This is a genomic window from Flavobacterium endoglycinae, assembly GCF_017352115.1.
GTDB lineage: Bacteria > Bacteroidota > Bacteroidia > Flavobacteriales > Flavobacteriaceae > Flavobacterium > Flavobacterium endoglycinae.
Genome location: NZ_CP071448.1, coordinates 2,371,559 through 2,397,529, shown reverse-complemented (window position 1 = coordinate 2,397,529; position 25,971 = coordinate 2,371,559). Strand labels below are relative to the sequence as shown.

The following is a 25,971-nucleotide window of genomic DNA, read 5'->3' as shown; positions in this document are numbered from 1 at the left end:
ATTTATGAATGTATTAAAACGTTGTATTTTCGGGATAAGCCTATTAAGTCTGTCCGCAATTTCTGTTCAATGCAAAAACGATAAAAAAATGGATGAAGCTACAGTTTCTTCAGATAAGAAAGCACAAGTTACAATCGAAAAATCAGAGTACGGAACAACCGCTAAAGGTCAAAAAGTCGAGAGTTATAAACTGAAAAACCAAAATGGGATGGAAGTTGACATCATCACTTTTGGAGGAAGAATTACAGATTTAAAAGTACCAAATAAAACTGGTGTTTCTGAAAATGTAGTAATTGGATTCAGTTCTTTGGCACAATACGAAAAAGAAAACCCATTTTTTGGAGCTTTGATTGGAAGATTCGGAAACCGAATTGCAAAAGGTAAATTTTCATTAGATGGAAAAGAATATCAGTTAGCCATTAACAATGCGCCAAATGCTTTGCACGGAGGTCCGCAAGGATTTTTCAACGTAGTCTGGAAAGCAGATGAGGTTAAATCTGGAGATACGGCTTCTTTAAAATTATCTTATGTAAGTAAGGATATGGAAGAAGGATATCCAGGAAATCTTAAAGTTTTTGTAACTTATACCTTGACAAACGATAATCAACTAGAAGTTTTGTATGAAGCAACAACTGACAAGAAAACAGTGGTTAACTTAACACAACATTCCTATTTCAACTTGTCTGGAGATTTTACCAAAACAATCTTAGATCACGAATTGACTTTAAATGCAGATAAATTAGTTCCAGTAGACGCGACTTTGATTCCAACAGGAAAATTAGATGATGTTGCAGGTACGCCTTTCGATTTCAGAACTCCAAAATTAATTGGAAAAGACATCAATGCTAAAAACGAGCAATTAGAAAGAGGAAAAGGTTACGATCATTGCTGGGTACTGAACAATCCTGAAAAAGGAAAAACAATCATTGCAAAAGTATACCACGAAGCAAGCGGAAGAGTTATGGAAATGACAACAGACGAACCTGGAATTCAGTTCTACTCTGGAAATTTCCTAGACGGAACATTGCCAATGCCAAATGGAGGAACGTTTGCCCACAGAACAGGATTATGTCTAGAAACAGAACATTATCCAGATTCTCCAAACCAGAAAAATTTCCCAACAACGGTTTTAAACCCGGGAGAAAATTATAAGACTAAAACTACCTTTAAATTCTCAGTAAAGAAATAGTTTTAGAATTTGTTTACTAGTTTAGTTCTCTATGAAACCTCGAAAGTTAATTGCTTTTGAGGTTTTTTGTTTTTTAGCCATGAATTCACGAATTTTAGATTATGAAATTTGTGAAATTAGATTTTTTCATTTATCTCAATCTATATTAATTCGTGAATTCGTGGCAGAAAAAATTATGGCGTTTAAACATCTATTCAAAGCAAAATTAAACTGGACTTCAAAACAAAATCAAGAAGATTCATCTAAAAGATTCTATAGTAAAAGCCATCAAATTCAAATTGAAGGAAAACCAGTTTTAGACGTTTCAGCAGCCAAAGCCTTCAAAGGAGATCCAGAATTATACAATCCAGAAGATTTATTATTGAGCAGTTTGGTTTCCTGCCACATGATGTCATACTTATATGTCTGCTCCCAAAACGGAATAGAAGTCATCAGTTATTCAGATAACGCTGAAGCTACCTTAGAAGTAAATCCAGACGGAAGCGGGCGTTTTACAGAAGTTCGATTAAATCCAAAAGTTACAATTACAAATCCAGATAAAGTTGAATTGGCTTTAGAATTGCATCAAAAAGCAAATCAATTGTGTTTTATTGCTAATTCGTGCAATTTTTCGGTTTTGCATAATGCGAGTTGTGTCGTAGAATAGAAAAAGATATTTAGAAAATCCTAGTGAATAAGTTTAAGAGAATTGGTGAATAAAAGGGCATTCTTTTTCTTTATTTCGAACTCTTTATAATCAATATCTGTATATATTCTTATCTTTTCTAAAAAGCTATTTTTGAGTATGTTAAACTGTTCTTCACTCATTTGATATGAAACTTCTATCCCAAGAGCTTGAGATGCATTAAAGCTTATTGCTCCACAACCCACACAAGTTACTGTAGATTTTAGATTTTTTAAAGTTATAATTTCGCCTTCTTTAGTTTTAAACATTAATTCTTGATTTTTTTCAATTGAAAAAGATTTTGTTTCGAAGCCTTCATTTAATCTAAATTTCAGTTGTACAAAAAGTATATTGTCAATTTTTGATATTCTAAAATAAGATGTTCCTTTCGTTGTAGAAAAAAGCGTTTCCCAACTAGTTTTTTGAATTGATTGTTTTGTGAATTCATCTATTTTATTCTCTGTAAGTTTTTGAGAGTAAAAATTATTTAAGAATAAAATAGATATCATTATAGAATAAAAAAAGCTGTATCTCATTTTCTTTAAAGTAATAAAGGATATAAAAATTACGAATATAATGAATGTTACATTTAATACAAATGTAATACAAAAACTACAAGAATGTTATGGAAAACCATAACTTAAAAAAGATTTTGTTTTTAAAACAGAAGAATGTTTATAATAAAACTGACCTAAAACGCTATAGATTAAATAACGCCTATTGTAAACTATAAATTGAAGAGAAAATTTTTAAATCTCAATCAACATAAAAAGAAAAAACCTCTTCCGTTAAGAAGAGGTTTTAAGTACCCGGAGCCGGAGTCGAACCGGCACGGTTTCCCACAGGTGTTTGAGACCAGCGCGTCTACCAATTCCGCCATCCGGGCTTAGCAGACGAAAAAATAATTCATAAAAATTATTTTAACGCAATACAATGAGATCAATAATGTGCCCATTGCTTTAACACGGTGCAAATGTAAAAAATAAAATTAAAAATTCTAATAAAATACTTAAATATTTCCTTTCAGTGTTCAATAAATTTTATAAATTTGCAGCTCGTTAAAACGACGCACACACAACTAACTACACCCGAGGCATTTATACGGCTTTTATTTTCTCTAAAACGATAAAGTAAAATTGTAAAACCGCAGCGGCGTAAAAACAACACATTATAATGTCGCACCTAGAACCAGAAGCTAAAATTTTTGCTTGTTCACAAAGTGTTTATCTTGCAGAAAAAATTGCAGAACAATACGGAATTCCGTTAGGAAAAGTAACGATGTCAACGTATAGTGACGGAGAATTTCAGCCGTCTTACGAAGAATCAATAAGAGGTTTGCGAGTGTTTATCGTATGTTCAACTTTTCCAAGTGCAGATAATCTGATGGAATTGTTGTTAATGATTGATGCTGCAAAGCGCGCATCTGCAAGACATATTACAGCTGTTATGCCTTATTTTGGTTGGGCAAGACAAGATAGAAAAGACAAACCAAGAGTTCCAATTGGGGCAAAGTTAGTAGCAAACCTATTAACTGCTGCAGGAGCAACAAGAATCATGACAATGGATCTGCATGCAGACCAAATTCAAGGATTCTTTGAAAAACCAGTAGATCATTTATTTGCATCTACCATCTTTTTGCCTTACGTGCAAAGTTTAAATTTAGAAAATTTAACCATTGCATCTCCAGATATGGGAGGTTCAAAAAGAGCTTATGCTTACTCTAAGTTTTTAGAATCAGATGTAGTAATCTGTTACAAACAAAGAAAAGCAGCCAACGTTATCGACACTATGGAATTGATTGGTGAAGTTAAAGGTCGTAACGTAATCTTAGTAGATGATATGATCGATACAGGAGGAACTTTAGCAAAAGCGGCAGACCTAATGATCGAAAAAGGAGCACTAAGCGTTCGAGCAATTTGTACACATGCTATTTTATCTGGCGGTGCGTATGAGAAAATTGAAAACTCAAAATTGACAGAATTAATTGTAACCGATTCTATTCCGTTAAAGAGACATTCAGATAAAATTAGAGTAGTGAGTTGTGCGCCTCTATTTGCAGAAGTTATGCATATGGTACACCACAACAATTCCATTAGTGGAAAATTCATCATGTAAAAAGCAATAGTCGCTCCATTACATAATGTGAAAAAAAGCTTAAAGCATATTGCTTAAAAGCGTAGCAAATTAGAATATTTATATTAATAACTATATTTTTTTACAATGAAATCGATTACAATTAAAGGATCAGAAAGAGAAAGCGTGGGCAAAGTGTCAACTAAAGCCTTACGTAATGCTGGAGCGGTTCCTTGCGTGTTATACGGAGGAAATCAAGCAGTACACTTCTCAGCAGACGCTGCAGCGTTCAAAAACTTGGTTTACACTCCAAATGCACACACAGTTGTGATTGAGCTTGGAAAAGGAAAATCATTCAATGCAATTTTGCAAGATATCCAAGTTCACCCAGTAACTGACAAAATTTTACACATCGACTTCTTCCAATTATTTGATGATAAAGAAATCACAATGGAAGTTCCTGTGAAAATCGTTGGTACATCTAAAGGTGTTCTTGCGGGAGGTGTTTTACGTTTAAACCAACGTAAATTAAAAGTTAAAGCTTTACCAGCAAATCTTCCTGATTTCGTTGAAGCTGACATCACTCCACTTGAAATGGGTAACAAATTATATGTTACTAAAGTTGGAAAACCAGAGTACAAAGTTATGCACCCAGACAACACAGTTGTTGCTCAGGTAAGAATCTCTCGTGCTGCTATGAAAGCTGCTCAAGAAGCTGCAAAAGCTGCAAAAGCTCCTGCAAAAGGAAAGAAAAAATAATTTTTTTCAAACTCTATATAAGAAAGCCTCAATCTTACGATTGGGGCTTTTTTTTAAGGTTCTAAGTGGCTAAGATGCTGAGCTTGTAAAACCTCTGCCAATTTTGTGGTCAAGTCATGCGTTTTTTAACGCACGCTGAGATATTTGGTTTCGAGCGTAATAAATACTAAATATTAAGTTCGCAAAGCTGTGTCTAAATCAAACTTTGTGAACTTTTAATCTGAGATTTACTCATATTAGAGGTGAAAAACTTCATGTACTCTGCTAAAACTCTTTGCGTACTTTGCGGTTAAATCATAGCTGGCTGGAAATTATCTAATTGACACATTGCCAAATTATCTAATTAAGTTTACTTTTGCCAAATGATAAAATGGATAACAAAACTGTTTTCATCAACACCAAAAGAAGAGAACATAGATAACATGAAGAAATATTTAATCGTCGGATTAGGAAATATCGGAGCTGAATATGTAAATACCCGACACAACATTGGATTTAAAGTGCTTGACTTTTTAGCTAAAAAAGAAGGTCTTTCTTTTGAAACCGTAAAATTGGGAGCTTTAGCCGAATATAAGTTTAAAGGAAGAACCTTTTTTCTTTTGAAGCCCAATACTTATATGAATCTTAGTGGAAAAGCCGTAAAATATTGGATGGATAAAGAAAATATTCCACTTGAAAATATTTTGGTCATTACAGACGACTTGAATTTGTCTTTCGGAACAATTAGAATTAAACCAAAAGGAAGCGATGGAGGACATAACGGACTTAAAAATATCAATTTGGTTTTGAACACACAAAATTATACGCGTTATAGATTTGGTATCAGTGACCAATTTAAAAAGGGACAGCAGGTAGATTATGTTTTAGGAGAATGGAATGCTGAAGAAGAAGCGAAATTACCAGAACGTTTAGAAATTTCGGCAGAAATAATTAAAACTTTTGGAACTGCCGGTTTAGAAAACACCATGACTGCATTTAATGGAAAATAAAGATTTACAGTATTTTGTATAACAAAAAAGCAAATTATCAGTTAATTTAATTCAATTATAACGAAATAGTATTTTCAATTCCAAAGTTAAATGTCTAAATTTGGGATAAATTATTAATAAACCATAAAAATAGAAATATCATGGCTTTTGAATTACCACAATTACCTTATGCATACGATGCATTAGAACCACATATTGATGCTCGTACAATGGAAATCCATCATACAAAGCACCACAACGCTTATACAACAAATCTAAATGCAGCAATTGCAGGAACAGATTTAGAAGGAAAAACAATCGAAAACATCTTGATCAATTTAGATAAATCAAACGCAGCGGTTCGTAACAATGGTGGAGGTTTCTATAACCACAATTTATTCTGGACTGTAATGTCTCCAAATGGAGGAGGATTGCCAACAGGTGATTTATTAGCTGCTATTGAATCTTCTTTCGGATCTTTCGAAGAATTTAAAGCAAAATTCGCTAAAGCTGGTGCTGGACAATTTGGTTCAGGATGGGCTTGGTTAGTTGTTCAAAAAGGTGGAAAATTAGAAGTAGTAGGAACTCCAAATCAAGATAATCCATTAATGCCAGAAGTTGCTGGAAACGGTGGAACTCCAATCTTAGGAATGGATGTTTGGGAACATGCTTACTACCTAAACTACCAAAACAGAAGACCAGATTATATCGAAGCTTTCTTCAATGTAATTAACTGGACTGAAGTTGCAAGAAGATTTGCTTTAGATAAATAAGAAAATAGAGTAAAGAACATAGAAAAAAGACGAGTGCCGAAAGGCGTTCGTCTTTTTTTTATTTCAAGAATTTATCTGTTTTCTTTAATCTTTTCTCTATTTTCTGAAAAAAGGAAAATAAAAAAGGCGGAATCACTTCCACCTTTTTTGCCCCAAATCTACCATAAACTTAACCTACTAATGTTATGGTTCAGTAAATGTATGGCAGCTATTTTAATGAAAAAAATAATCTAGATGAATGGTAAAAATATCCGACAAAGTGAATTATAAGGGTCTAAAATCGAAATACTTGAGTGTATTATAAATAAAAAAGGTGGAATTGCTTCCACCCTTTTTGCCCCAAATCTACCATAAACTTAACCTACTAATGTTATGGTATCTCAAAAGTATTGTAGCTTTTCATCTTTACCAAAGAAACAGGATAAACGGCAAAAAAAACCGATGAAATGCACAAATTAACCTTTTTTTAATACTTTTTTAATAAGCTCGCGCGTCTTTTCCTTCATAAAAATTCATAAATGCACGGTTTACCACACGATTTCCTCCCGGAGTAGGATAGTCTCCTGTAAAGTACCAGTCACCTAAGTTTTTAGGACAAGCTTTGTGTAAATCCTCCACAGTTTGGAAAATGATTTTTACTTCGGCGTTGATTTCTGGCGAACTTAACATTTCTGCAATTTTATCTGAGATTTCGTCTTGTGTAAATTGGCTGTAAATTTCTGTTACGTAATTTACAACGTCTTTATCAGCGAAATTTTCTTGTGCTTTACATTTAGCGTAAACTTCATCTACAATATGGTATAAGTTTCTTTCTTTTAATAAAGCAAGTGCTGCTCTAAAAGCAACTAAACCTTCTAGTTTTGCCATATCGATTCCGTAACAATCTGGATAACGAATTTGAGGAGCCGATGAAACAATTACAATACGTTTTGGTTTCAAACGATCCATCATTTTAATGATACTCATTTTCAGTGTTGTACCACGAACAATACTGTCGTCAATAATAACTAAATTGTCTTCTGGTTTAATTACGCCGTAAGTAACGTCATAAACGTGAGCCACTAAATCATCACGACTGCTGTCTTCGGTAATAAAAGTTCTAAGTTTAGCATCTTTAATGGCTACTTTTTCTGTACGTATTTTTACAGATAAAAGTTCCTGAAGCGTTTCAGCAGTAAGTGTATTTCTATTTTCTAGAATATAATTGTTTTTTCTCTGGTTTAAGAAATCCTGAGCAGCTTCGACCAAACCATAAAATGAGGTTTCGGCTGTGTTTGGAATATAAGAGAAAACAGTATTATCAGTATCGCTGTCAATAGCTTTAAGAACTGCAGGTAAAATTAATTTCCCTAAATCTTTACGCTCTTGATAAATTTCGGCGTCACTTCCTCTTGAAAAGTAAATTCTTTCAAATGAACATGCTTTTTTTACGGTTGGCTCCAAAATTTGATTCATAGAAACTTTTCCGTTTTTCTTGATAATCAAAGCATTTCCGGGATCAATTTCCTGAACACTGTCAAATGGAACATTGAATACGGTTTGAATAACAGGTCTTTCTGAAGCCACTACTACAACTTCATCGTCTTGATAAAAATAAGCTGGACGAATTCCTGCAGGGTCTCTAAAAACAAAAGCATCTCCATGTCCTAATAAACCAGCCATAGCGTAACCTCCGTCTAAATTTTTAGCCGAACGAGCTAATATTTTAGCAATATCCAAACGTTCTGCTATTACTGGTGAAGCATCTTTTTTAGAATAACCTTCGGCTTTACAGTCTTGGTACAACTGCATAACTTCTTTATCTAAAAAGTGACCAATTTTTTCCATTACAGTAACTGTATCAGCCATTTCTTTTGGATGTTGTCCAAGTTCTACAAGATTTTCGAAAAGTTCCTTAACATTTGTCATGTTAAAGTTTCCAGCCAAAATCAAGTTACGGTGCATCCAGTTACTTTGACGTAAAAATGGGTGAACACTTTCAATGCTGTTTTTTCCAAAGGTTCCGTAACGAACGTGACCTAAAAACAATTCTCCTATATAAGGAATGTTCGCTTTTAGTTCTTTCATGTCGTCGCCTAATTCCAGATTTGCTTTTAATTCTTCACTGATACGCTCATTGATTTGTTTAAAAACATCCTGTATAGGTTGTGCGTGATTAGAACGAACTCTGCTGATGTAGCGTTGTCCTGGATCAACATCAAATTTTATACTTGCAAAACCAGCACCGTCTTGTCCGCGGTTGTGCTGTTTTTCCATCATTAAATACATTTTCTGAATTCCGTAGAAAGCAGTTCCGTATTTTTCTTTATAGTATTCAAGCGGTTTAAGAAGTCTAACTAAGGCTATACCACATTCGTGTTTTAAAGCGTCGCTCATTGTTTTTTATTTTGTGTGTTGTTGTAAGTTGTGTGTATTAACGTAATAAAAAAGCCCCGTTTTATCGAGGCTCTTAGGCATTATATTTCTATATCAAACTGAGTTAACGACTTAAATTGCTGTAATCGAATCGCTACTTCGGCTTTGCTTAAGGTTTCCATCCTTTCGGTTCCAAATTTCTCTACGCAGAACGAAGCTAAATTTGAACCGTAAATAATTGCGTTTCTCATGTTTCCAAACGAAATGTTTTCGCTCTGCGCAATGAATCCTGAGAAACCACCTGCGAAAGTATCTCCTGCTCCTGTTGGATCGAAAACGTCTTCTAATGGTAAAGCAGGTGCAAAAAATACTTCTCTATTGTGGAATAAAAGTGCTCCGTGTTCTCCTTTTTTGATCACCACATATTTTGGTCCCATATCTTGGATTTTCGCAGCCGCTTTTACTAATGAATATTCACCAGAAAGTTGTCTTGCTTCTTCGTCATTGATTGTAATAACATCTACACGTTTAATAACGTTTAATAATTCAGGAAGAGCACAGTCCATCCAGAAATTCATGGTGTCTAAAACCACTAATTTTGGTTTTTTTTCTAATTGATCTAAAACACTACTTTGTACTAATGGGTGTAAGTTTCCTAACATTACCACATCGGCGTCTTTGTAGTTTTGAGGAACTTTTGGCTGAAAATCAGCTAAAACGTTCAATTCAGTAACTAAAGTGTCTCTTGAATTTAAATCATTATGGTATAAACCACTCCAGAAAAAAGTTTTTCCGCCTTTTACAATTTCGATACCAGAGATATCAATATTTTTTGAAGTTAATAAATCTAAATGTTCTTGAGGAAAATCGTCGCCAACTACAGAAACAATGGCCGATTGTAAGTTAAAAAATGACGCTGATAATCCGATGTAGGTTGCAGCACCACCTAAAATTTTATCTGTTTTTCCGAAAGGAGTTTCAATCACGTCGAAAGCAACTGTTCCAACAATCAATAGTTTATTCATTTTATGAATTTCGAATTAGGGTGCAAAGATACTCTATAAGTTACAATCTTGCAATGGTTTAGGTTCGCAAAATTTTCTTAAAAAAATAACAACGATTTCGAAGTAAAACTATTGTAAATGAATTGATTAAAATTGATTTGTTTGAAAGCTTAAAATATGTTTTTTGGATTTAAAAAGCAACTTATATTTTGCGAAATGTTTTTCATTAGCTTTGTTTAAAATCTGAAATCTCGACTATGAAGAAAATTAGCTTTTTATTAGTGCTTTGTATTTTATTTTCTTGTGAACGAAAAGATCTTAATTTTTCTAAAGAAATGATAGAAATGCTAGCTGATCGAGGCGACACAATAAATGGAGCTATAAGATTGCCACCACCTCTGTCATCATTTTCTGATATATACCTTCAAACAAACAGTAATGAATTTTTTTTGACAAATAGCAACGAATTGTTTTTTCTTTATAAAAAATATTATTCTAAACAATTTAAATCATTCAAATCTTTCTTAAATGAGGTTTTAAATAACGAATTTGTTTTTGATAATAAATTATTTAAAAACCCGAAGTACCCGCGTAGATTTAAAATAAATTGTAAAATAGAAAAAGAATATTCGAATTTGGGATTTGATAGGTTTTTAAAAAAATATTCTAAAGTATCATCTAGAAAAGGAAAACTAGAGCTTAATAAAGCTAATTTGAAAAATGATGAGTATCTAACAATAGCTTATTTCCTCTATAAAAACAGATATGATATAAGTCAAGATTGCTATATTGGAAAGGATTATATCTATAAAAGAGAAGACTATTTTAAAACTTACAACTGATACTTCTTGTCAAAATAATTTTTCAAAATTCCAATTTGAACCAAAATCATAAAAGGAACTACTAAAACAGCATATAACATCGTCTTAGAAAAATGAATTTCATTGAAGGCTGTTGAAACTTTATTTGAATATAATTTTCCAATTTCATCAATTTTAAGATCATTATCTGAAACTGAAAAAAGAGAAACATAAAGCGCTAAGAAACTTACTGCTAGGCCAATAGCAATCCATACCGATTTTGAAATCAAAGGTTTATATGGTTTTATTTTTGCTTTTTCAGAAATAAGAATTTGCGACATTATATTAGAAGTAAAGTCGGCAGATGGCGACTGAAGTGTATCTTCGGCCATCATTTTATCAATAAGATTTTCTATGTTTTTATCGCTCTCTTTCATAATAATCTATTATTTCTGGTTCTAACTGCTTTTTCAAAATTACGGCTAATTTCTGTCGGCTCCTAAATAATTTTATTTTGACATTATTAGCGTTGATATTCATGATTTTTCCAATTTCTTCCAAATTCTGATCTTCAAAATAAAACAAGGTCAGCAGGAAGTTTTCTTCTCTTGGCAGCAAATTCAAACAATTCTGAATCGTCTGCTTCCGTTCTTTGTCTTCCAAAGCACTTAAAGCATTATCCATTGTTTTTATCAAATGCGATGAAAAATCGTCTATCGAAATATTGTTTTCCTCTTTTTTATTTTTCTTTAAACGATCCAGACATGTGTTATAAGAGATCTTATAAATCCATGTCGAGAATTTAGAATCGCCTTTAAACTTGCCCAAAGAATTAAATACTTTAATAAAAGTATCCTGAGAGACTTCTTCAGCCTCTTCTCTGTTTTTCATCATTTTGAGAGACAAGGTAAAGATCAGATCTTTATAACGATCAACCAGCACAGCAAAAGCATTTGTTTCGCCTTGCAGAATTTTATCGATATAATGTTGATCTTGTAATGTGCTCATATATATAGGACGACAAGAAGTTTGTTTAGGTTACAATAATTTTAAAAAATAAATTCCAATTTTAATAAATTCTAAACTTATATATATAATAAAGAATAGGGTTGGACTTTGTCAAAGTTTTGGTAAGGAGATAATTTCAGATTAAAATGAATTGATTATCAGTTGATTTTGGATTTTATAATTTAAAAAAATGATTTTTTTGAAAAAATCTGTAACCTGATTTTAAAAACGGTCGTCATATGGGTATATCAATCAATTAAAAACGTAAATATCATGGATGACAAAATTTTAATTCCAATTAGCTTTTTCTTAATGGTCTTCGGGATCGTTTATTTAATTTATTCAACAAGAAATAGAGAGCGATTGGCTCTTATAGAAAAAGGAGTAGATGCGAGTATCTTTTTACAGGGAAAAGGAAGCGGAGTTCCTGCTTGGAAAGTATTTGTTGTAAATGTGGCTTTCTTGTTAATAGGGAGTGGTGTTGGAATTTTTCTAGCGTTACTAATTACAACGTATACTTCACTTAATGATGGTGCGGTTTATCCTTCTATTATTTTTATAATGGCCGGTATTGGACTTTTAACAGGGTTTAAAACTGCAAAAGATTTAGATAAAGAGTAGGCAAGAAATTAAGTTAGTACAAAAAACGCATCAAAATACTTGATGCGTTTTTTTATTCTTTAGAGCCAATGGTTTCGTAATAAACATCTACAGAAAGTTTGGGCTGCATGGATGCCATAACCGCTAATTGGTCGCAACGTTCATTTTGAGGATGATTGTTGTGGCCTTTTATCCATTTAAAATCGACTTGATGTTTTCGATAGGCGATTAAAAAGCGTTTCCATAAATCGGGATTTTTTTTGTCTTTATAAGCTTTCTTCTCCCATCCGAAAACCCATTTTTTTTCAACAGAATCAACGACATATTTAGAATCTGAAATAACAAGGACTTTCATATTTGGCTTTTTCAGTTTTTCTAAACCTACAATTACAGCAAGAAGTTCCATTCTATTATTGGTAGTAAGGCGAAAACCCTCATAGAATTCTTTTTTATGTGGTGTTCCAACCAATTCCATTACGACTCCATACCCGCCGTTTCCCGGATTACCTTTTGCGGCGCCGTCTGTATATATATGTACTTCGTGAGACATTAATTTATTTTAGATTTTAGATTGTAGATTTAAGATTTAAGATTGTTTAAATTAAGATTTTAATTATTGGAATTTGCATCTAACAATCTATGGATGATCTCAGGAAAATGTTTTTGTTCTAATTCATGAATCTTCTCGGCAACTGTTTCAGGTGTATCTTCATCCGTTAAAGCAACGTTTGCCTGAAAGATAATTCCGCCTTCATCATAGTTTTCATTTACATAATGAATAGAGATTCCAGTTTCCTTTTCCTTATTATTTACAATAGCTCTATGAATGTGCATTCCGTACATTCCTTTACCTCCGTAATTAGGTAAAAGTGCAGGATGAATATTTATAATTTTGTGAGGATATTTCTCGATTATATTTTCGGGAAATTTCAAAAGAAAACCGGCAAGGACAATCAAATCTGGGTCGATTTTTTGTATTTTTTGTAATACATTTCGCTCTAAAAGTTCATTTTTTGAGAAGATTTCGACAGGAATTTGATGATTTTTTGCTCTTTCAATCACTTTTGCAGAAGCGTTATTTGTAAAAACAGAAACAACCTTAGCAAATTCGGTTTTTGAAAAATATTTTATAATGTTTTCTGCGTTAGATCCTGATCCTGAGGCAAAAACGATAATTTTTTTCATAATATTATTTATTTTGAGAATGCAAAAAACGGAATAAAAATCGAAAATAAATAGCTTTAAAACGGCTTTCTTGAAATTAATTTTATAAATTAGTGTCACATTTATAAACTAAATAGTTGTTTTAAAATAAAGTTTTTTATTTTTGCCAACAAATTAAATTCTAAAATTAAAGATTATGTCAGACATTGCATCAAGAGTAAAAGCGATTATCGTAGACAAATTAGGTGTTGACGAAAACGAAGTTGTAACAGAAGCAAGCTTCACTAATGATTTAGGAGCTGACTCATTAGACACTGTTGAGCTTATTATGGAATTCGAAAAAGAATTTGATATTCAAATTCCAGACGATCAAGCAGAAAACATTGCTACTGTTGGTCAAGCTATTTCTTATATCGAGGAAGCAAAAAAATAATAATACCACACCCGATTTCTAAAAATCCCAATTTTTGAATTCCACATTCCAATTGGAATTTGTTTTTTGATTTTTGTAATTTTTAAGAATCGGGTGTTATTATTTTTTAAAATTTAAAATTCGATTGGTTTTCAATCAAAAAGATATACTTATATTGTAATGCCCATGGCTCTTAAGTAGCAATACAGTTAAGAAACATGGGTTTTATTTGTTTAAAGACACAAAATACATATTTATGGCATTAAGGCGAGTTGTTGTAACAGGATTAGGTGCACTTACTCCTATCGGGAATAATATCCAGGAATATTGGAATGCACTTGTGAATGGGGTAAGCGGAGCCGCTCCTATCACGTATTATGATACAGAGAAGCACAAAACGAAATTTGCCTGCGAAGTGAAAAACTTCAATATTGAAGATTACATGGATCGCAAGGAATCTCGTAGACTAGATAAATTTGCTCAATATGCAATTGCTGCCAGTGATGAAGCTATTAAAGATGCTGGAATTACTAATGATAATGTTAACAAACAAAGAGTTGGTGTTATCTGGGGAGCAGGAATTGGAGGTTTAGAGACTTTTCAGGATGAAGTAATGTATTATGCAAAAGGTGATGGAACTCCAAAGTTCAATCCGTTCTTTATTCCTAAAATGATTGCCGATATTGCACCAGCACACATTTCGATGCGTAATGGCTATATGGGACCAAATTACACTACTGTTTCTGCATGTGCGTCTTCTGCAAATGCATTAATCGATGCTTTCAACTACATCCGTTTAGGAATGTGTGATGTTATTATTTCTGGTGGTTCTGAAGCTGCAGTTACTATTGCAGGTATGGGAGGTTTCAGTTCGATGCACGCTTTATCTACAAGAAATGAAAGTCCAGAAACCGCTTCAAGACCTTTTGATGCAACCAGAGATGGTTTCGTTTTAGGAGAAGGAGCAGGAGCTTTAGTTCTTGAAGATTACGAACACGCTAAAGCAAGAGGTGCAAAAATCTATTGCGAAATTGGCGGAGGCGGAATGTCATCTGATGCTTACCACTTAACAGCACCACATCCAGAAGGAATTGGAGTTATTGCAGTAATGGAAAATACTCTAAGAGATGCTGGAATGAGTCCTGATCAAGTAGATCATATCAACACGCACGGAACTTCTACTCCATTAGGAGACGTTGCTGAGTTAAAAGCAATCAGCGCTGTTTTTGGAAGTCATGCTAAAAACATCAATATTAATTCAACAAAATCAATGACAGGACACTTACTTGGTGCTGCCGGAGCTATCGAAGCTATTGCTTCTATCTTGGCAATGCAAAACGGAATTGTTCCTCCAACGATTAACCATAGTGTTGTTGACGAAAATATCGATCCATCTCTTAATTTAACTTTGAACAAAGCGCAAAAAAGAGAAGTAAACGTTGCCATGAGTAATACGTTTGGTTTTGGCGGACACAATGCTTGTGTATTGTTTAAAAAATTAGCTGACTAGTTTTTCGCATATGAATATTATCAAAAAAATATTTTCTAAATCCCGTTCTCTAGAAGACGGGATTTTTTTTGACACTATTCAGAAAATTCTTGGTTTTCCACCTATAAATATCGAATTTTATAGAAAAGCATTTACCCACAGATCATCAAATAAATTAGATGAAAATGGACACCCCATAAATTACGAACGCCTGGAATTTTTAGGAGACGCTATGTTAAGCGCTGTTATTGCTGCACATTTGTTTAATAAAGCACCCAACGGAGATGAGGGTTATTTAACAAAAATGCGCTCTAAAATTGTTAGCCGCGAACATTTAAACGAACTTGGAAAAGACCTAAACTTAGTAAGGTTCGTAGAGAGTAAAGTACCTGTACAGCATTTTGGAGAAAATATACATGGTAATATTTTCGAATCGCTTGTAGGAGCCATTTATTTAGACAAAGGATATTCATACTGTGAGAGATTTATCCAAAAAAGAGTAATTACACCTTATGTCGACATTGCACGACTGGAAGGAAAAGTAATTAGTTATAAAAGTTTAGTTATCGAATGGTGTCAGAAAGAAAAGAGAATCTTTCATTATGATATTTTTGAAGATAATGGAATTGACGGACAACGTTTGTTTGGAGTCAAATTAAGTATAGACGATAAAGTAGTAGCACGAGCGCGGGCTACCTCAAAAAAGAAAGCAGAAGAAAAAGCTTCGCAAAGAGCTTATTTTGCATTTCAGGAAAAAATTGACAAGAAATAACTACAAATTTGCTGTAATTTTCCTAATGCTAAATCGTTTTCGTTTATAAATTAACAAAAACAAGACACACATAACTATTGATGCTCCGTTAGAAATAGTATATTTACAACTTGATTTTTCATGACATGGCTGTTCATAGATTGGATTTAGACGAATTTGACGAAATTGATTATTATTTAATGGCAATTCATACTTCATTAGAAGATTACAGACTTGCTTATTTTATCAATAAAAACCTTCCGATAAACCTCAGTAAGAGCAAAAGCGAGATACATGCTCAAACTAAAGAAGGCGAGGCAAATTTTTCAAGATTTTATTATTATGATTCTGAGAAAGCTGTATCATGGAATTTGATTCAGAATAAAAATGAGATCATTTCTGTGAGTACAAATGATTTCCAGAATTTGTTTTCTAATGAAACAAGTGAGGTTTCTACAACAATTCATTTACTTCCTGAATTCAAAAAAGTAGATTATTTCCTGAAAATTGATAACAGTGAGGAAACTGTCAATTTCACGGAAATACAGCAACGATTAAATTCAATAGAAAGTATCGCTGCTATTTATGCTGTAGATACCAATAAAATAAAATCAAAAAACAATCTAATTTTTTAAAAAAAATGTTAACAAGTAAGAAAACCAAAATTGTTGCTACACTTGGGCCTGCATGTAGTACAAGAGAGATTATCAAGGATATGATCGATGCAGGGGTTAATGTATTTAGAATCAATTTTTCGCATGCAGATTACGAAGGTGTAAAAGAAAAAATCAACATTATTAGAGGCCTAAATGAAGAGTTTGGTTACACTACAGCAATTCTTGGAGATTTGCAGGGACCAAAACTTAGAGTTGGTGTAATGGAAGAAGGAACTGTAGTTCACGATGGAGACTTAATTACGTTTACAACTGCAGAAGATATTATTGGAACATCTCAAAGAGTATTCATGAAATATCAAAATTTCCCGAATGATGTAAATGAAGGAGAGCGTATCTTGCTTGATGATGGTAAACTTATTTTCGAAATAGTTTCAACAGATAAAAAATCAGAGGTTGTTGCTAAAGTTATTCAAGGAGGAGAATTAAAATCTAAAAAAGGAGTTAATCTTCCAAACACTAAAATCTCTTTACCAGCTTTAACTGAAAAAGATATTGCTGATGCGATTTTTGCAATCGAACAAAAAGTAGACTGGATCGCACTTTCATTCGTAAAAACGCCACGCGATTTACAAGATTTACAAGAATTAATCGCGAAACATTCAGAAGTTAAAATTCCAATCGTTGCTAAAATTGAAATGCCAGAAGCTCTAGAGAACATGGATAAAATTGTAGCATATTGCGATGGTTTAATGGTTGCTCGTGGAGATCTTGGTGTTGAGCTTCCTGCTCATGAAGTACCATTGGTGCAAAAAGACTTAATCCGTAGAGCAAAAACCGCGAGAATTCCAGTAATTGTTGCCACTCAAATGATGGAAACAATGATTACAAGCTTAACTCCAACAAGAGCAGAAGTAAATGACGTTGCTAACTCAGTAATGGACGGTGCAGATGCTGTAATGTTATCTGGAGAAACTGCAACAGGAAACTATCCGGTACAAGTAATTCAAAGAATGGCACAAATTTGCGAAGCGGTAGAAAACTCTCCGTTAATCCAAGTGCCACAAAATACACCACAAATTAAAACAAAACGTTTCGTTACTAAAACAGTTTGCCACCAAGCGGCTTTATTAGCTAATGAAATCGAAGCTAAAGCTATTTGTACTTTAACAAACAGTGGTTACACTGCTTTCCAAATTTCAGCTTGGCGTCCTTCAACAGCACACATTTTAGTATTTACTTCAAACAAAAGAATCTTAACTCAATTAAACCTTTTATGGGGAGTTAAATCATTCTACTATGATAATGAAGAAAGTACAGATGATACAGTAACTGATGTAAATAAAATTGCTGTTGAAAAAGGATATGTAACAAAAGGAGATTACTTAATTAACCTTGCAGCAATGCCTATTAAAGATAGAGGAATGGTAAACACCATGAGAGTATCTGAGATTGAATAATAATTTATAATAATTTTGAAAAAGCCATTTACGAAAGTAAATGGCTTTTTTTATGTTTATTATTAACGAAGAATCTCCTCATTAAATAAGTTAAATGATTCTCATGTTTCATTTTAGAAATTTTTCTAACCAAAAATCACATTTCTTAAAAATCCAATTCGACTTAAAATTGGTTTTAGAGGTCTTGTATAGATGTTTCATTTTTGAAAATGAAACATTTTGTTTCAGATTCTAAATTTTTGTTGTTTCATTTTATAAAATGAAACAATGTCATCCCACCTAAACACTATAGTTCGCTTATTAATTAGTTAATTTTGAGAAGCTTAAAAAAAAGTTAAAGAAGTTTTCTTGCCAATTAAAATATAATAATAAAAATGAAACAATGATTTTAAGACTTTAAAACTGGTTTTAGAATTTATTCGTTCTCCTATTTTTTGTTTGAAACTTACCCTCACATATAACAGGAATTATTAACCAATTTTTTTATCATGAAACACATCAACTTAAAATGCGGATTTAATAATGCGATTATAGTTTTAGCATTATTATGCTTTACATCTTTATCAATTTCAGCGCAAAGTAAAAAACAGCCAAATATCCTGGTACTTTGGGGTGATGATATTGGAATTACAAATATAAGTGCCTATAGCGATGGATTGATGGGCTATACCACTCCAAATATTGATCGTTTAGCCAATGAAGGACTTCGATTTTTACATTATTATGGTGAACAAAGCTGTACTGCCGGACGTGCTGCATTCCTAACAGGACAACATGGTATTCGTACAGGTCTTACAAAAGTAGGTTTCCCAGGCGCACCTATGGGTATGAGCCAGTTAGATCCTTCTATAGGAGGAATCATGAAAAGCTTAGGATATGCAACAGGACAATTTGGTAAAAACCACGTGGGTGACCGAAACGAAAGTCTGCCGACTGTAAATGGTTTCGATGAATTTTTTGGAAATCTATACCACTTAAATGCTGAAGAAGAACCAGAATTGCCGGATTATCCTAAAGATCCAGAATATTTGAAAAAATATGGTCCAAGAGGAGTTTTAAAATGTACCGCTACCAATGTAGATGATCCAACGGTTGATCCTCGCTTTGGAAAAATCGGAAAACAAAAAATTGAAGATACTGGAGCTCTTACTAAAAAAAGAATGGAAACAGTTGATGATGAAACATCTGCAGCAGCTATTGATTTTATTAAAAGACAAAATGCAGCTGGTAAACCCTTTTTCTGCTGGTTTAATGCAACCCGTATGCACCTTCGTACACACGTTAGAGCAGAACATAGAGGAAGATATACACACGGTGACAGTGAATACATTGATGGTATGATCGAGCACGACGAAACGATTGGAAGTATTCTAAAAGCATTAGACGATTTAGGAATTGCTGAAAATACCATTGTAGTGTATTCAACAGATAATGGTCCTCATATGAATACATGGCCTGATGGTGCTATGACTTCATTCCGTTCAGAAAAAAATACAAACTGGGAAGGTGCTTTTCGTGTGCCATGTATTGTACGCTGGCCAGGCAACATCAAACCTGGAACTGTAACAACAGAATTAATGAGCCATAATGACTGGATTCCAACTTTTGCTTCCATTGCAGGAGATCCAAATATTACTAAAGAGCTTTTGAAAGGATATAATGCAAACGGAAAAACCTATAAAGTACATTTGGATGGATTTGACCAAACAGATTTATTAAAAGGAGGAAAAAGCCACAGAGATAAATTTTTCTACTCTGATGATGACGGTTTATTAGTTGGTTTACGTCAAGGTGATTATAAATATGTTTTTGCAGAACAACGTTTGGCAGGAACTATGGGAGTTTGGGCAGAGCCATTCACAGAACTTCGTATGCAGAAAATATTTAACCTTTATCAAGATCCATACGAAAGAGCCGATATCACTTCAAATACCTACTGGGATTATATTATTAACCACGTAGGAGCTGTATACGGTGCCATGAACGAAGTATTTGTTTTTGCAGAATCATTTAAGGAATATCCTCCACGTTCATTCCCGCCAAGTTTTAATCCTACTACTATTTTGAATCAAACATTACAAGGTATTAAAACACAACAATACGTTGAGAAAAATATTCTTCCTAAAATAAAAGAAGAAGAAACAGCTTCAAAAAAGAAAAAATAGAATGAGAATCACTAAAAGATTCAGGCGTTAAAAGCTTGAATCTTTTGGATAAACAAAATGATATGTCTAGAAAAATATTTTTTTTGTTCATTACGTTATCCGTGTTTTTGTCATGTAAAAAATCAGATACCCTAATTGCTCCATCATCAGATAGCAAAACCTCTGAATCTACTATAATTGGAGATCCTTTGCCAAGTTGGAATAATGGAACTCTAAAGAATGACATTATCGGCTACGTAGAGAAAGTAACCAAAAAAGGAAGTCCCGATTTTATTCCTATAGAAGACAGAATTGCCACATTTGACAACGATGGCACACTATGGGCCGAAAAACCGTATGTACAAGAACTTTTTGCTTTTTACAGAGTGAAACAAATGGTAGAAGCAAAACCAGAGCTGGCAAAAAAACAGCCTTTTAAAGCAGTTATCGAAAAAGATAAATCATTTTTTGAAAAAGGAGGCGAAAAAGCGCTCATAGAATTAGTGGCAGCAACCCATACCGGAATGACCGAAGATGAGTTTGAAACCAGTGCAAAAGAATTTATTGCCAGTGCTAAATATCCCACTAAAAATATTCCGTTGAAACAAATACGGTATCAGCCTCAATTAGAACTCTTGAATTATCTGCGTGCCAACGGGTTTAAAACCTTTATTGTAACGGGAGGAACAATTGAACTAGTTCGTGCTGCATCGGCAGATTTTTATGGAATACCAAAGAGCCAAGTAATAGGAACTTCTTTTAAATATAAATATGATGGAACCGCAAACACTATTATTAGAGAACCGGCTCTAAATTATTTTAATGATAAAGAAGGAAAACCAGTAAGCATACAGCTTCACATAGGGCAAAGACCTGTTTTCGCCTGCGGTAATGAAGGCGGAGCGGGTGATATAGCTATGCTGCAATATTCGCAGGGAAATAAATATCCCTCATTTCAATTGCTTGTAAACCATAATGACTCTATTAGAGAATACAGTTATCAGGAAAAAGACAATGCTTCCTTAAATGCCGCAGCTAAAAACAAATGGCATGTGGTAGATATGAAAAAAGACTGGAAGAAAATTTTTCCAGACCATTAGATTGAGTTAGTTAGAATTGAAGTGAAACAACTTTAATTGTTTAAGTTGTTTCATTTTGATTTTAGAATGAAAAATCTATAAAATTCTGAAAATATGAAAAGTATAAGGTCTTATAATATTATCACATTCTGGTTTGGCATTTTCTGTTTCATTTTAACTTTTTATGCGTACGCACAAGATGAAGCTAAACCAAGTGCAAGCGCACAGGAACTGGCCGATAAATTGGCAAATCCAGTGGCAAGCTTAATCAGTTTACCACTTCAGAATAATTTAAATTATGGAATTGGTCCTTACAATGGTGTCAAATATACCATAAACGTACAGCCGGTAATTCCTTTTAAATTAACAGACAATTTGAATTTAATTACCCGATATGTAATTCCTGTAATCGATCAAAGAAATATTACGGGCTTGAATACACATGAATTTGGTTTAAGTGATGCCACAGTAACCGCTTTTTTTGCTCCTAAGAGTAAAAAACTGATTTACGGAATTGGACCAGCATTTTTGGTTCCAACCGCAACAGAGAAATTATTAGGAACAGAGAAATTTGGTGTAGGTCCCAGCGCCTTAATTATGCATCAGTCTAAAGGACTTTCAGTGGGATTTATTGCCAATCAGATTTGGTCAGTTGCCGGAAATGAAGATCGTGCTGATTTCAATCAATTTTATACCCAGATATTCCTTTCGCACAGTTATAAAAGCGGAGCAAGTTTAGGATTAAATGCAGAGATTACCCAGAACTGGGAAGGAAAGACCACTTTAATTTCCTTAAATCCGTCTATTGGAGGAATTACAAAATTGGGAAATCAAGTAGTTCAGTTTTCAGTGCAGCCTTTAATTCCAGTTGCAGGCCCGCAAAGCATAAAACCAGATTGGGGATTAAGAGCGATAGTTGCTTTTGTTTTTCCAGAATCGTAAAGCAAGTTTAGATAAAAAAGTTTCTTTCATGCTTGAATACTGTAGTTATGGCTGACAAAATTAAAGAAACCACAGAACATATATTTGATCCCGCAATATCAAAAGCGGAACGTTATGCCAAAGGGGCTTTAATAAGAAAAGAAACGCCTTTGGAATCACATAAAGAATGGCGTTCTTTTAAAAATAGAAAAGATCCGGTAGATATTTTAATTGAAACCAGCGTAGGGAGAGTAGAAAATTTATTGCCTATACGTTACAGCCGAATGATGGAATCACCATTTACCTTTTATAGAGGTGCAGCGGCAATAATGGCGGCAGATCTGGTACATACGCCAATTTCTGGAATTAATCTTCAGCTTTGCGGAGATTGTCATTTAATGAATTTTGGAGGATTTGCAACTCCCGAGCGCAAACTGGTTTTTGATATTAACGATTTTGATGAAACTTTTCCTGGACCGTGGGAATGGGATGTAAAAAGATTAGCGGCCAGTTTTGTAGTTGCAGGGCGATGGCGGAAATTCTCAAACAAAATCTGTAAAGAACTCGCTTGGCATGTTGTCGACAGTTATAAAAGACATATGCAGGAATACAGTAAATTATCGGCGCTGCAAATATGGTATGCAGATATTGATCTGGCAGAATTAATTGACTTAGGCCATGACAAGGAAATCAAAGAATTTCATCAGAAACGAATAAAAAAAGCAGCCGAATATACAGCGCATGAAAAAGAATTTGCAAAAATGACGTATCAAGATGGAGACAGAGCCAGAATTAAAGACGATCCTCCTTTAATATTTCACCCAGCAGAAAGTGAAGGAAGACAGATTTTAAAAGATGCAGAAATAGTTCATAAACGCTATATCGAATCACTTTCAGATGATAAACAGATTTTGTTGAGCCGATATTCGCTCAATGATGTAGCCGTAAAAGTGGTAGGTGTAGGAAGTGTTGGAACCGTTTGTGGCATTAGTTTACTCATGTCTGCTACTGGAGAACCTATCTTTTTGCAATTTAAAGAAGCGAGAAAAAGCGTTTTGGAGCCGTATGTAAAAACCCAGTCAAAATACCATCATCAGGGTGAAAGAATTGTTATGGGACAAAAACTCATGCAGTCTGCTTCAGACCTTTTTTTAGGATGGACAAACGATGATAAAAACCGGTTTTTTTATATCCGTCAGCTTCGCGATGCAAAAGTGAAACCAGTTCTTGAAATTATGAAACCCAAAAATATGGCAGATTATGCAAAAGCCTGCGGATGGGCGCTTTCAAGAGCACATGCACGATCAGGAGATCCGTCTATTATATCGGGTTACATAGGCGACACCAATAAATTTGCTGAAGCAGTTTCAGAATTCTCGGTTTTATATGCTGATCAAAATGAACAAGATTATCATAAAATGCTAGAAGCCATCAAACAAGGACGACTACCTATCGCGACAGAAATCTAACAGCTTTTAATGGTGATAATATGCTGTAAAAGCTCTAATGGTGAATCTTCCAAAAGCTTGAAGAGAAAACTATTTAGCGTTTAGAAATAATAAAATTTGCGACAAAACCTATAAGTAGCCCCTATATAAAACTGACAGGAAAAGCAGGTTGTAGTACAAAACAAGTATGTTTTAATTTATAAAGTAAGAATTTTTTGCAATTTATTATGTTGATTAAATAAAATGATTATCTTTGAGTGTCTGCTAAAAGCCTGTTAATTAGTTGTTTGTGTTAAATTAACACGTTTCTTCCCTTTTTCATTCATTCAAGATTTTTCAGAATTATATTTCCGAGTTAAGTAATTAATCATTAATTTAAATTCTATAAGATGAATATTAAAAGAACAAGTCTTCGCATTATTCCAATGGTACTATTGGGATTAGTTTACAGCTGTTCCCCAACAGTAAAAGTAACTTCAGATTATGACCATTCTGCCAATTTCAGCGAATATAAAACTTTTGCTGTTTACGATTTAAGAGCACAGGAAGGTCAGGTAAATCAATTAAATGTAGATCGTGTTACCAAAGCGATTCGAAACGAAATGCTGGCAAAAGGTTTCACAGAATCTTCAAACCCTGATTTAAAAGTAAATGCTGTTTCGATTTTAAAAAACAGAACTTCAGTTAGCGCCAATACCGATTTTTATGGATATGGCGGTATGTACAGACCTTACGGATATTGGGGCGGAGGTGCCATGATGGGAAGTGCCAATACCACATTCAATACCTATAACTATCTTGACGGCTCATTGGTAATCGATGTTGTATCTGCAAAAACACAAAAATTGGTTTGGCAGGGAATAGGAAATGCCGAAATAGACAGTAAACCCGATAATCCCGAAGAGTTCATAAACAGCTCGATCAAGAAAATTTTAGCCGATTTTCCTCCCGGAACGGTGAAAAAATAGCCCCTAAATAATCTAAAAATAAATAAATGTGCCTGGTCTAATCAGCCATTAAAAAGGCACATTTATTTAAAATTGAAAGTCTCCCCTTTCGAAGATTCTTTTTAAGAAATACAACAAACAATTAACCTTAAAAATATGATCGATATATTACTTTCACTTTTCTTTTTTATAGCAACATTTGCAGGTTTGGCAACTTCGTTTAGAGTTCTCTTTTCCAGAAAAAACTATTCTAAAAGTTTCTATCTAGGCATGTTCTTACTAAGCCTCGCTTTGGTGAGTGTCTATAATTTTTATCTGTCGGCAAACATTTTTAAAGATTTTCCAGATTTACTGGTTATTACAAAATCTTTTATTTTTCTGGCAGCGCCCTGTTCCTTTTTGTATGTGCGAAATGTTCTTTCTGAAAATGAGAAAATAGGCAGATACGACTGGCTTCATTTTATTCCATTTGTAATTTATTTTGGACTAATACTTTTGGTGTATGCAGGAAGATATGCAGAGTCTGAGGTTACAAATTATCTGGCAGCAAAAACAAACAATCCTTTTTCGATTTTAATGCTCACAATCTGGCTTATCTATGTATTTTTTCAAACCATGTTGATCTTAAACTATGATTTGAAAAAGTTCAGAGGCAATCAGCTTGAAAGAATTAAAGTAATAAACTGGATTAAAGTTTATAACCTGATGATTTTGTTCCTTTTTTCTACTCTTTTTGTGCATCACTTTTTGGTACGTCAAGTTAAGTTTGATGATCTTTCCTGTTACTTTTTAATCTTGACGGTTTTATTTTTTACAATGGGCTGGCTTTATTTTAAACCGCAGATTTTTTACAATCAGGAAGAAACTTTTGATTTTGTAAGCGATGCAACATTGGTTATAAAATCAAAAGAAACCAAAAATAATGTACCCATAATCAACGAATTGAATGTAGAGAAAAAAGAAGAGTATTTGCTGAAATTAGACTACGTTTTAAATGCAAAAAAACTATTTCTAAAGAAAGATTTCGTCATTCGCGATTTATCTGAAGAAACCGGAATATCTGTGCATCATCTTTCTAATTTAATAAACTCAGAATTTGGTCTTCACTTTCAAGACTACATCAATTTAAAAAGAATCGAATATTTTAAAGATAAAATCAACGATCCCGAATGGAAAGATTTATCACTCGAAGGAATGGCGTGGGGTTCTGGATTTAAATCACGTACAACCTGTTTCAGAGCATTTTTAAAGCACACCGGAAAATCACCATCAGAATACTTTAAAACCATCAGGTTAAATCCTGCTCAAACAAACGCCTATTATTTCAAATAGAGCAAAACCAGTTTTAT

Annotated in this window: 26 protein-coding genes and 1 tRNA gene; 19 read left to right on the top strand and 8 right to left on the bottom strand. The window is 33.5% G+C overall.

The window, feature by feature from the left end; translation table 11 throughout:
• The first annotated feature begins 4 nt into the window (after positions 1-4).
• Both J0383_RS10550 and J0383_RS10545 read left to right on the top strand, forming a co-directional pair.
• A complete protein-coding gene (locus tag J0383_RS10550) occupies positions 5-1,189 on the top strand; it encodes an aldose epimerase family protein (protein ID WP_207298340.1) in 1,185 nt (394 codons plus the stop codon).
• Positions 1,190-1,364: 175 nt separating this feature from the next.
• The gene (locus J0383_RS10545; RefSeq protein WP_207298681.1) at positions 1,365-1,835 is read left to right on the top strand and encodes an OsmC family protein; all 471 of its coding nucleotides are present in this window, start codon (positions 1,365-1,367) and stop codon (positions 1,833-1,835) included.
• Positions 1,836-1,855: 20 nt separating this feature from the next.
• Here J0383_RS10545 and J0383_RS10540 read toward each other — a convergent pair whose 3' ends face one another.
• Together J0383_RS10540 and J0383_RS10535 are read right to left on the bottom strand one after the other, a co-directional pair.
• The gene (locus J0383_RS10540; RefSeq protein ID WP_207298339.1) at positions 1,856-2,389 is read right to left on the bottom strand and encodes a hypothetical protein; all 534 of its coding nucleotides are present in this window, start codon (positions 2,387-2,389) and stop codon (positions 1,856-1,858) included.
• 270 nt (positions 2,390-2,659) lie between these two features.
• Positions 2,660-2,739, bottom strand: a tRNA-Leu gene (locus J0383_RS10535).
• A 287-nt stretch (positions 2,740-3,026) separates the two neighbouring features.
• Between J0383_RS10535 and J0383_RS10530 the strand changes: the two genes are divergently transcribed.
• The 4 genes from J0383_RS10530 (at position 3,027) to J0383_RS10515 (ending at position 6,426) form a co-directional block, all read left to right on the top strand.
• Complete coding sequence (locus tag J0383_RS10530; protein WP_207298338.1) at positions 3,027-3,968, top strand: ribose-phosphate pyrophosphokinase; 942 nt, start codon at positions 3,027-3,029, stop codon at positions 3,966-3,968.
• Between the two features lie 105 nt (positions 3,969-4,073).
• Entirely contained in the window at positions 4,074-4,685 is a 612-nt protein-coding gene (locus J0383_RS10525; RefSeq protein ID WP_207298337.1) for a 50S ribosomal protein L25/general stress protein Ctc, read from the top strand.
• A gap of 362 nt (positions 4,686-5,047) precedes the next feature.
• A complete protein-coding gene (pth, locus tag J0383_RS10520; RefSeq protein ID WP_207298336.1) occupies positions 5,048-5,674 on the top strand; it encodes an aminoacyl-tRNA hydrolase in 627 nt (208 codons plus the stop codon).
• Between the two features lie 140 nt (positions 5,675-5,814).
• Positions 5,815-6,426: a superoxide dismutase gene (locus J0383_RS10515; RefSeq protein WP_207298335.1), complete on the top strand. Its 612-nt coding sequence runs from the start codon at positions 5,815-5,817 to the stop codon at positions 6,424-6,426.
• A 477-nt stretch (positions 6,427-6,903) separates the two neighbouring features.
• Here the strand turns inward: J0383_RS10515 and J0383_RS10510 are convergent, their stop codons facing one another.
• A complete protein-coding gene (locus J0383_RS10510; protein WP_207298334.1) occupies positions 6,904-8,802 on the bottom strand; it encodes an amidophosphoribosyltransferase in 1,899 nt (632 codons plus the stop codon).
• Positions 8,803-8,882: 80 nt separating this feature from the next.
• Positions 8,883-9,806, bottom strand: a complete 924-nt coding sequence (locus tag J0383_RS10505; RefSeq protein ID WP_207298333.1) for a PfkB family carbohydrate kinase — start codon at positions 9,804-9,806, stop codon at positions 8,883-8,885.
• Between the two features lie 236 nt (positions 9,807-10,042).
• On the opposite strand from J0383_RS10505, the gene J0383_RS10500 reads away from it, so the two are divergent.
• Complete coding sequence (locus J0383_RS10500; protein ID WP_207298332.1) at positions 10,043-10,627, top strand: hypothetical protein; 585 nt, start codon at positions 10,043-10,045, stop codon at positions 10,625-10,627.
• Here the strand turns inward: J0383_RS10500 and J0383_RS10495 are convergent.
• Positions 10,618-11,022: a hypothetical protein gene (locus J0383_RS10495; RefSeq protein WP_207298331.1), complete on the bottom strand. Its 405-nt coding sequence runs from the start codon at positions 11,020-11,022 to the stop codon at positions 10,618-10,620. The genes J0383_RS10500 and J0383_RS10495 overlap by 10 nt on opposite strands.
• Complete coding sequence (locus tag J0383_RS10490) at positions 11,006-11,593, bottom strand: RNA polymerase sigma factor (RefSeq protein ID WP_207298330.1); 588 nt, start codon at positions 11,591-11,593, stop codon at positions 11,006-11,008. The genes J0383_RS10495 and J0383_RS10490 overlap by 17 nt, the downstream gene beginning before the upstream one ends.
• Positions 11,594-11,866: 273 nt before the next feature.
• Here J0383_RS10490 and J0383_RS10485 point away from each other — a divergent pair, with 273 nt between their 5' ends.
• Positions 11,867-12,214: a DUF6249 domain-containing protein gene (locus tag J0383_RS10485; RefSeq protein ID WP_207298329.1), complete on the top strand. Its 348-nt coding sequence runs from the start codon at positions 11,867-11,869 to the stop codon at positions 12,212-12,214.
• A 52-nt stretch (positions 12,215-12,266) separates the two neighbouring features.
• Here J0383_RS10485 and rnhA read toward each other — a convergent pair whose 3' ends face one another.
• Both rnhA and purN read right to left on the bottom strand, forming a co-directional pair.
• Entirely contained in the window at positions 12,267-12,743 is a 477-nt protein-coding gene (gene rnhA / locus J0383_RS10480; protein ID WP_207298328.1) for a ribonuclease HI, read from the bottom strand.
• Between the two features lie 59 nt (positions 12,744-12,802).
• Positions 12,803-13,378, bottom strand: coding sequence for a phosphoribosylglycinamide formyltransferase (gene purN / locus J0383_RS10475; protein WP_207298327.1), 576 nt, complete (start codon positions 13,376-13,378; stop codon positions 12,803-12,805).
• A 175-nt stretch (positions 13,379-13,553) separates the two neighbouring features.
• Between purN and J0383_RS10470 the strand changes: the two genes are divergently transcribed.
• The 11 genes from J0383_RS10470 (at position 13,554) to J0383_RS10420 (ending at position 25,954) form a co-directional block, all read left to right on the top strand.
• A complete protein-coding gene (locus J0383_RS10470) occupies positions 13,554-13,790 on the top strand; it encodes an acyl carrier protein (protein WP_007137004.1) in 237 nt (78 codons plus the stop codon).
• A gap of 235 nt (positions 13,791-14,025) precedes the next feature.
• Positions 14,026-15,279 (top strand): beta-ketoacyl-ACP synthase II, encoded by a 1,254-nt coding sequence (gene fabF / locus J0383_RS10465; protein ID WP_207298326.1) that lies wholly within the window; start codon positions 14,026-14,028, stop codon positions 15,277-15,279.
• A 10-nt stretch (positions 15,280-15,289) separates the two neighbouring features.
• On the top strand, positions 15,290-16,030 hold the full coding sequence (rnc, locus tag J0383_RS10460; protein WP_207298325.1) for a ribonuclease III: 741 nt from the start codon (positions 15,290-15,292) through the stop codon (positions 16,028-16,030).
• A gap of 125 nt (positions 16,031-16,155) precedes the next feature.
• Positions 16,156-16,644 carry an IPExxxVDY family protein gene (locus J0383_RS10455; RefSeq protein WP_207298324.1) on the top strand — a complete coding sequence of 163 codons (489 nt, stop codon included), beginning with the start codon at positions 16,156-16,158 and terminating at the stop codon, positions 16,642-16,644.
• A 5-nt stretch (positions 16,645-16,649) separates the two neighbouring features.
• Positions 16,650-18,083, top strand: a complete 1,434-nt coding sequence (gene pyk / locus J0383_RS10450; protein ID WP_207298323.1) for a pyruvate kinase — start codon at positions 16,650-16,652, stop codon at positions 18,081-18,083.
• Between the two features lie 488 nt (positions 18,084-18,571).
• Positions 18,572-20,248 carry an arylsulfatase gene (locus J0383_RS10445; RefSeq protein WP_207298322.1) on the top strand — a complete coding sequence of 559 codons (1,677 nt, stop codon included), beginning with the start codon at positions 18,572-18,574 and terminating at the stop codon, positions 20,246-20,248.
• A 62-nt stretch (positions 20,249-20,310) separates the two neighbouring features.
• Entirely contained in the window at positions 20,311-21,327 is a 1,017-nt protein-coding gene (locus J0383_RS10440) for an HAD family hydrolase (protein WP_207298321.1), read from the top strand.
• A 93-nt stretch (positions 21,328-21,420) separates the two neighbouring features.
• Positions 21,421-22,248, top strand: coding sequence for a hypothetical protein (locus J0383_RS10435; protein WP_207298320.1), 828 nt, complete (start codon positions 21,421-21,423; stop codon positions 22,246-22,248).
• A 47-nt stretch (positions 22,249-22,295) separates the two neighbouring features.
• Positions 22,296-23,696 (top strand): DUF2252 domain-containing protein, encoded by a 1,401-nt coding sequence (locus J0383_RS10430; RefSeq protein WP_207298319.1) that lies wholly within the window; start codon positions 22,296-22,298, stop codon positions 23,694-23,696.
• A 368-nt stretch (positions 23,697-24,064) separates the two neighbouring features.
• On the top strand, positions 24,065-24,643 hold the full coding sequence (locus tag J0383_RS10425) for a DUF4136 domain-containing protein (RefSeq protein WP_207298318.1): 579 nt from the start codon (positions 24,065-24,067) through the stop codon (positions 24,641-24,643).
• A 135-nt stretch (positions 24,644-24,778) separates the two neighbouring features.
• Positions 24,779-25,954 (top strand): helix-turn-helix domain-containing protein, encoded by a 1,176-nt coding sequence (locus tag J0383_RS10420; RefSeq protein ID WP_207298317.1) that lies wholly within the window; start codon positions 24,779-24,781, stop codon positions 25,952-25,954.
• The last annotated feature ends 17 nt before the right edge of the window (positions 25,955-25,971 follow it).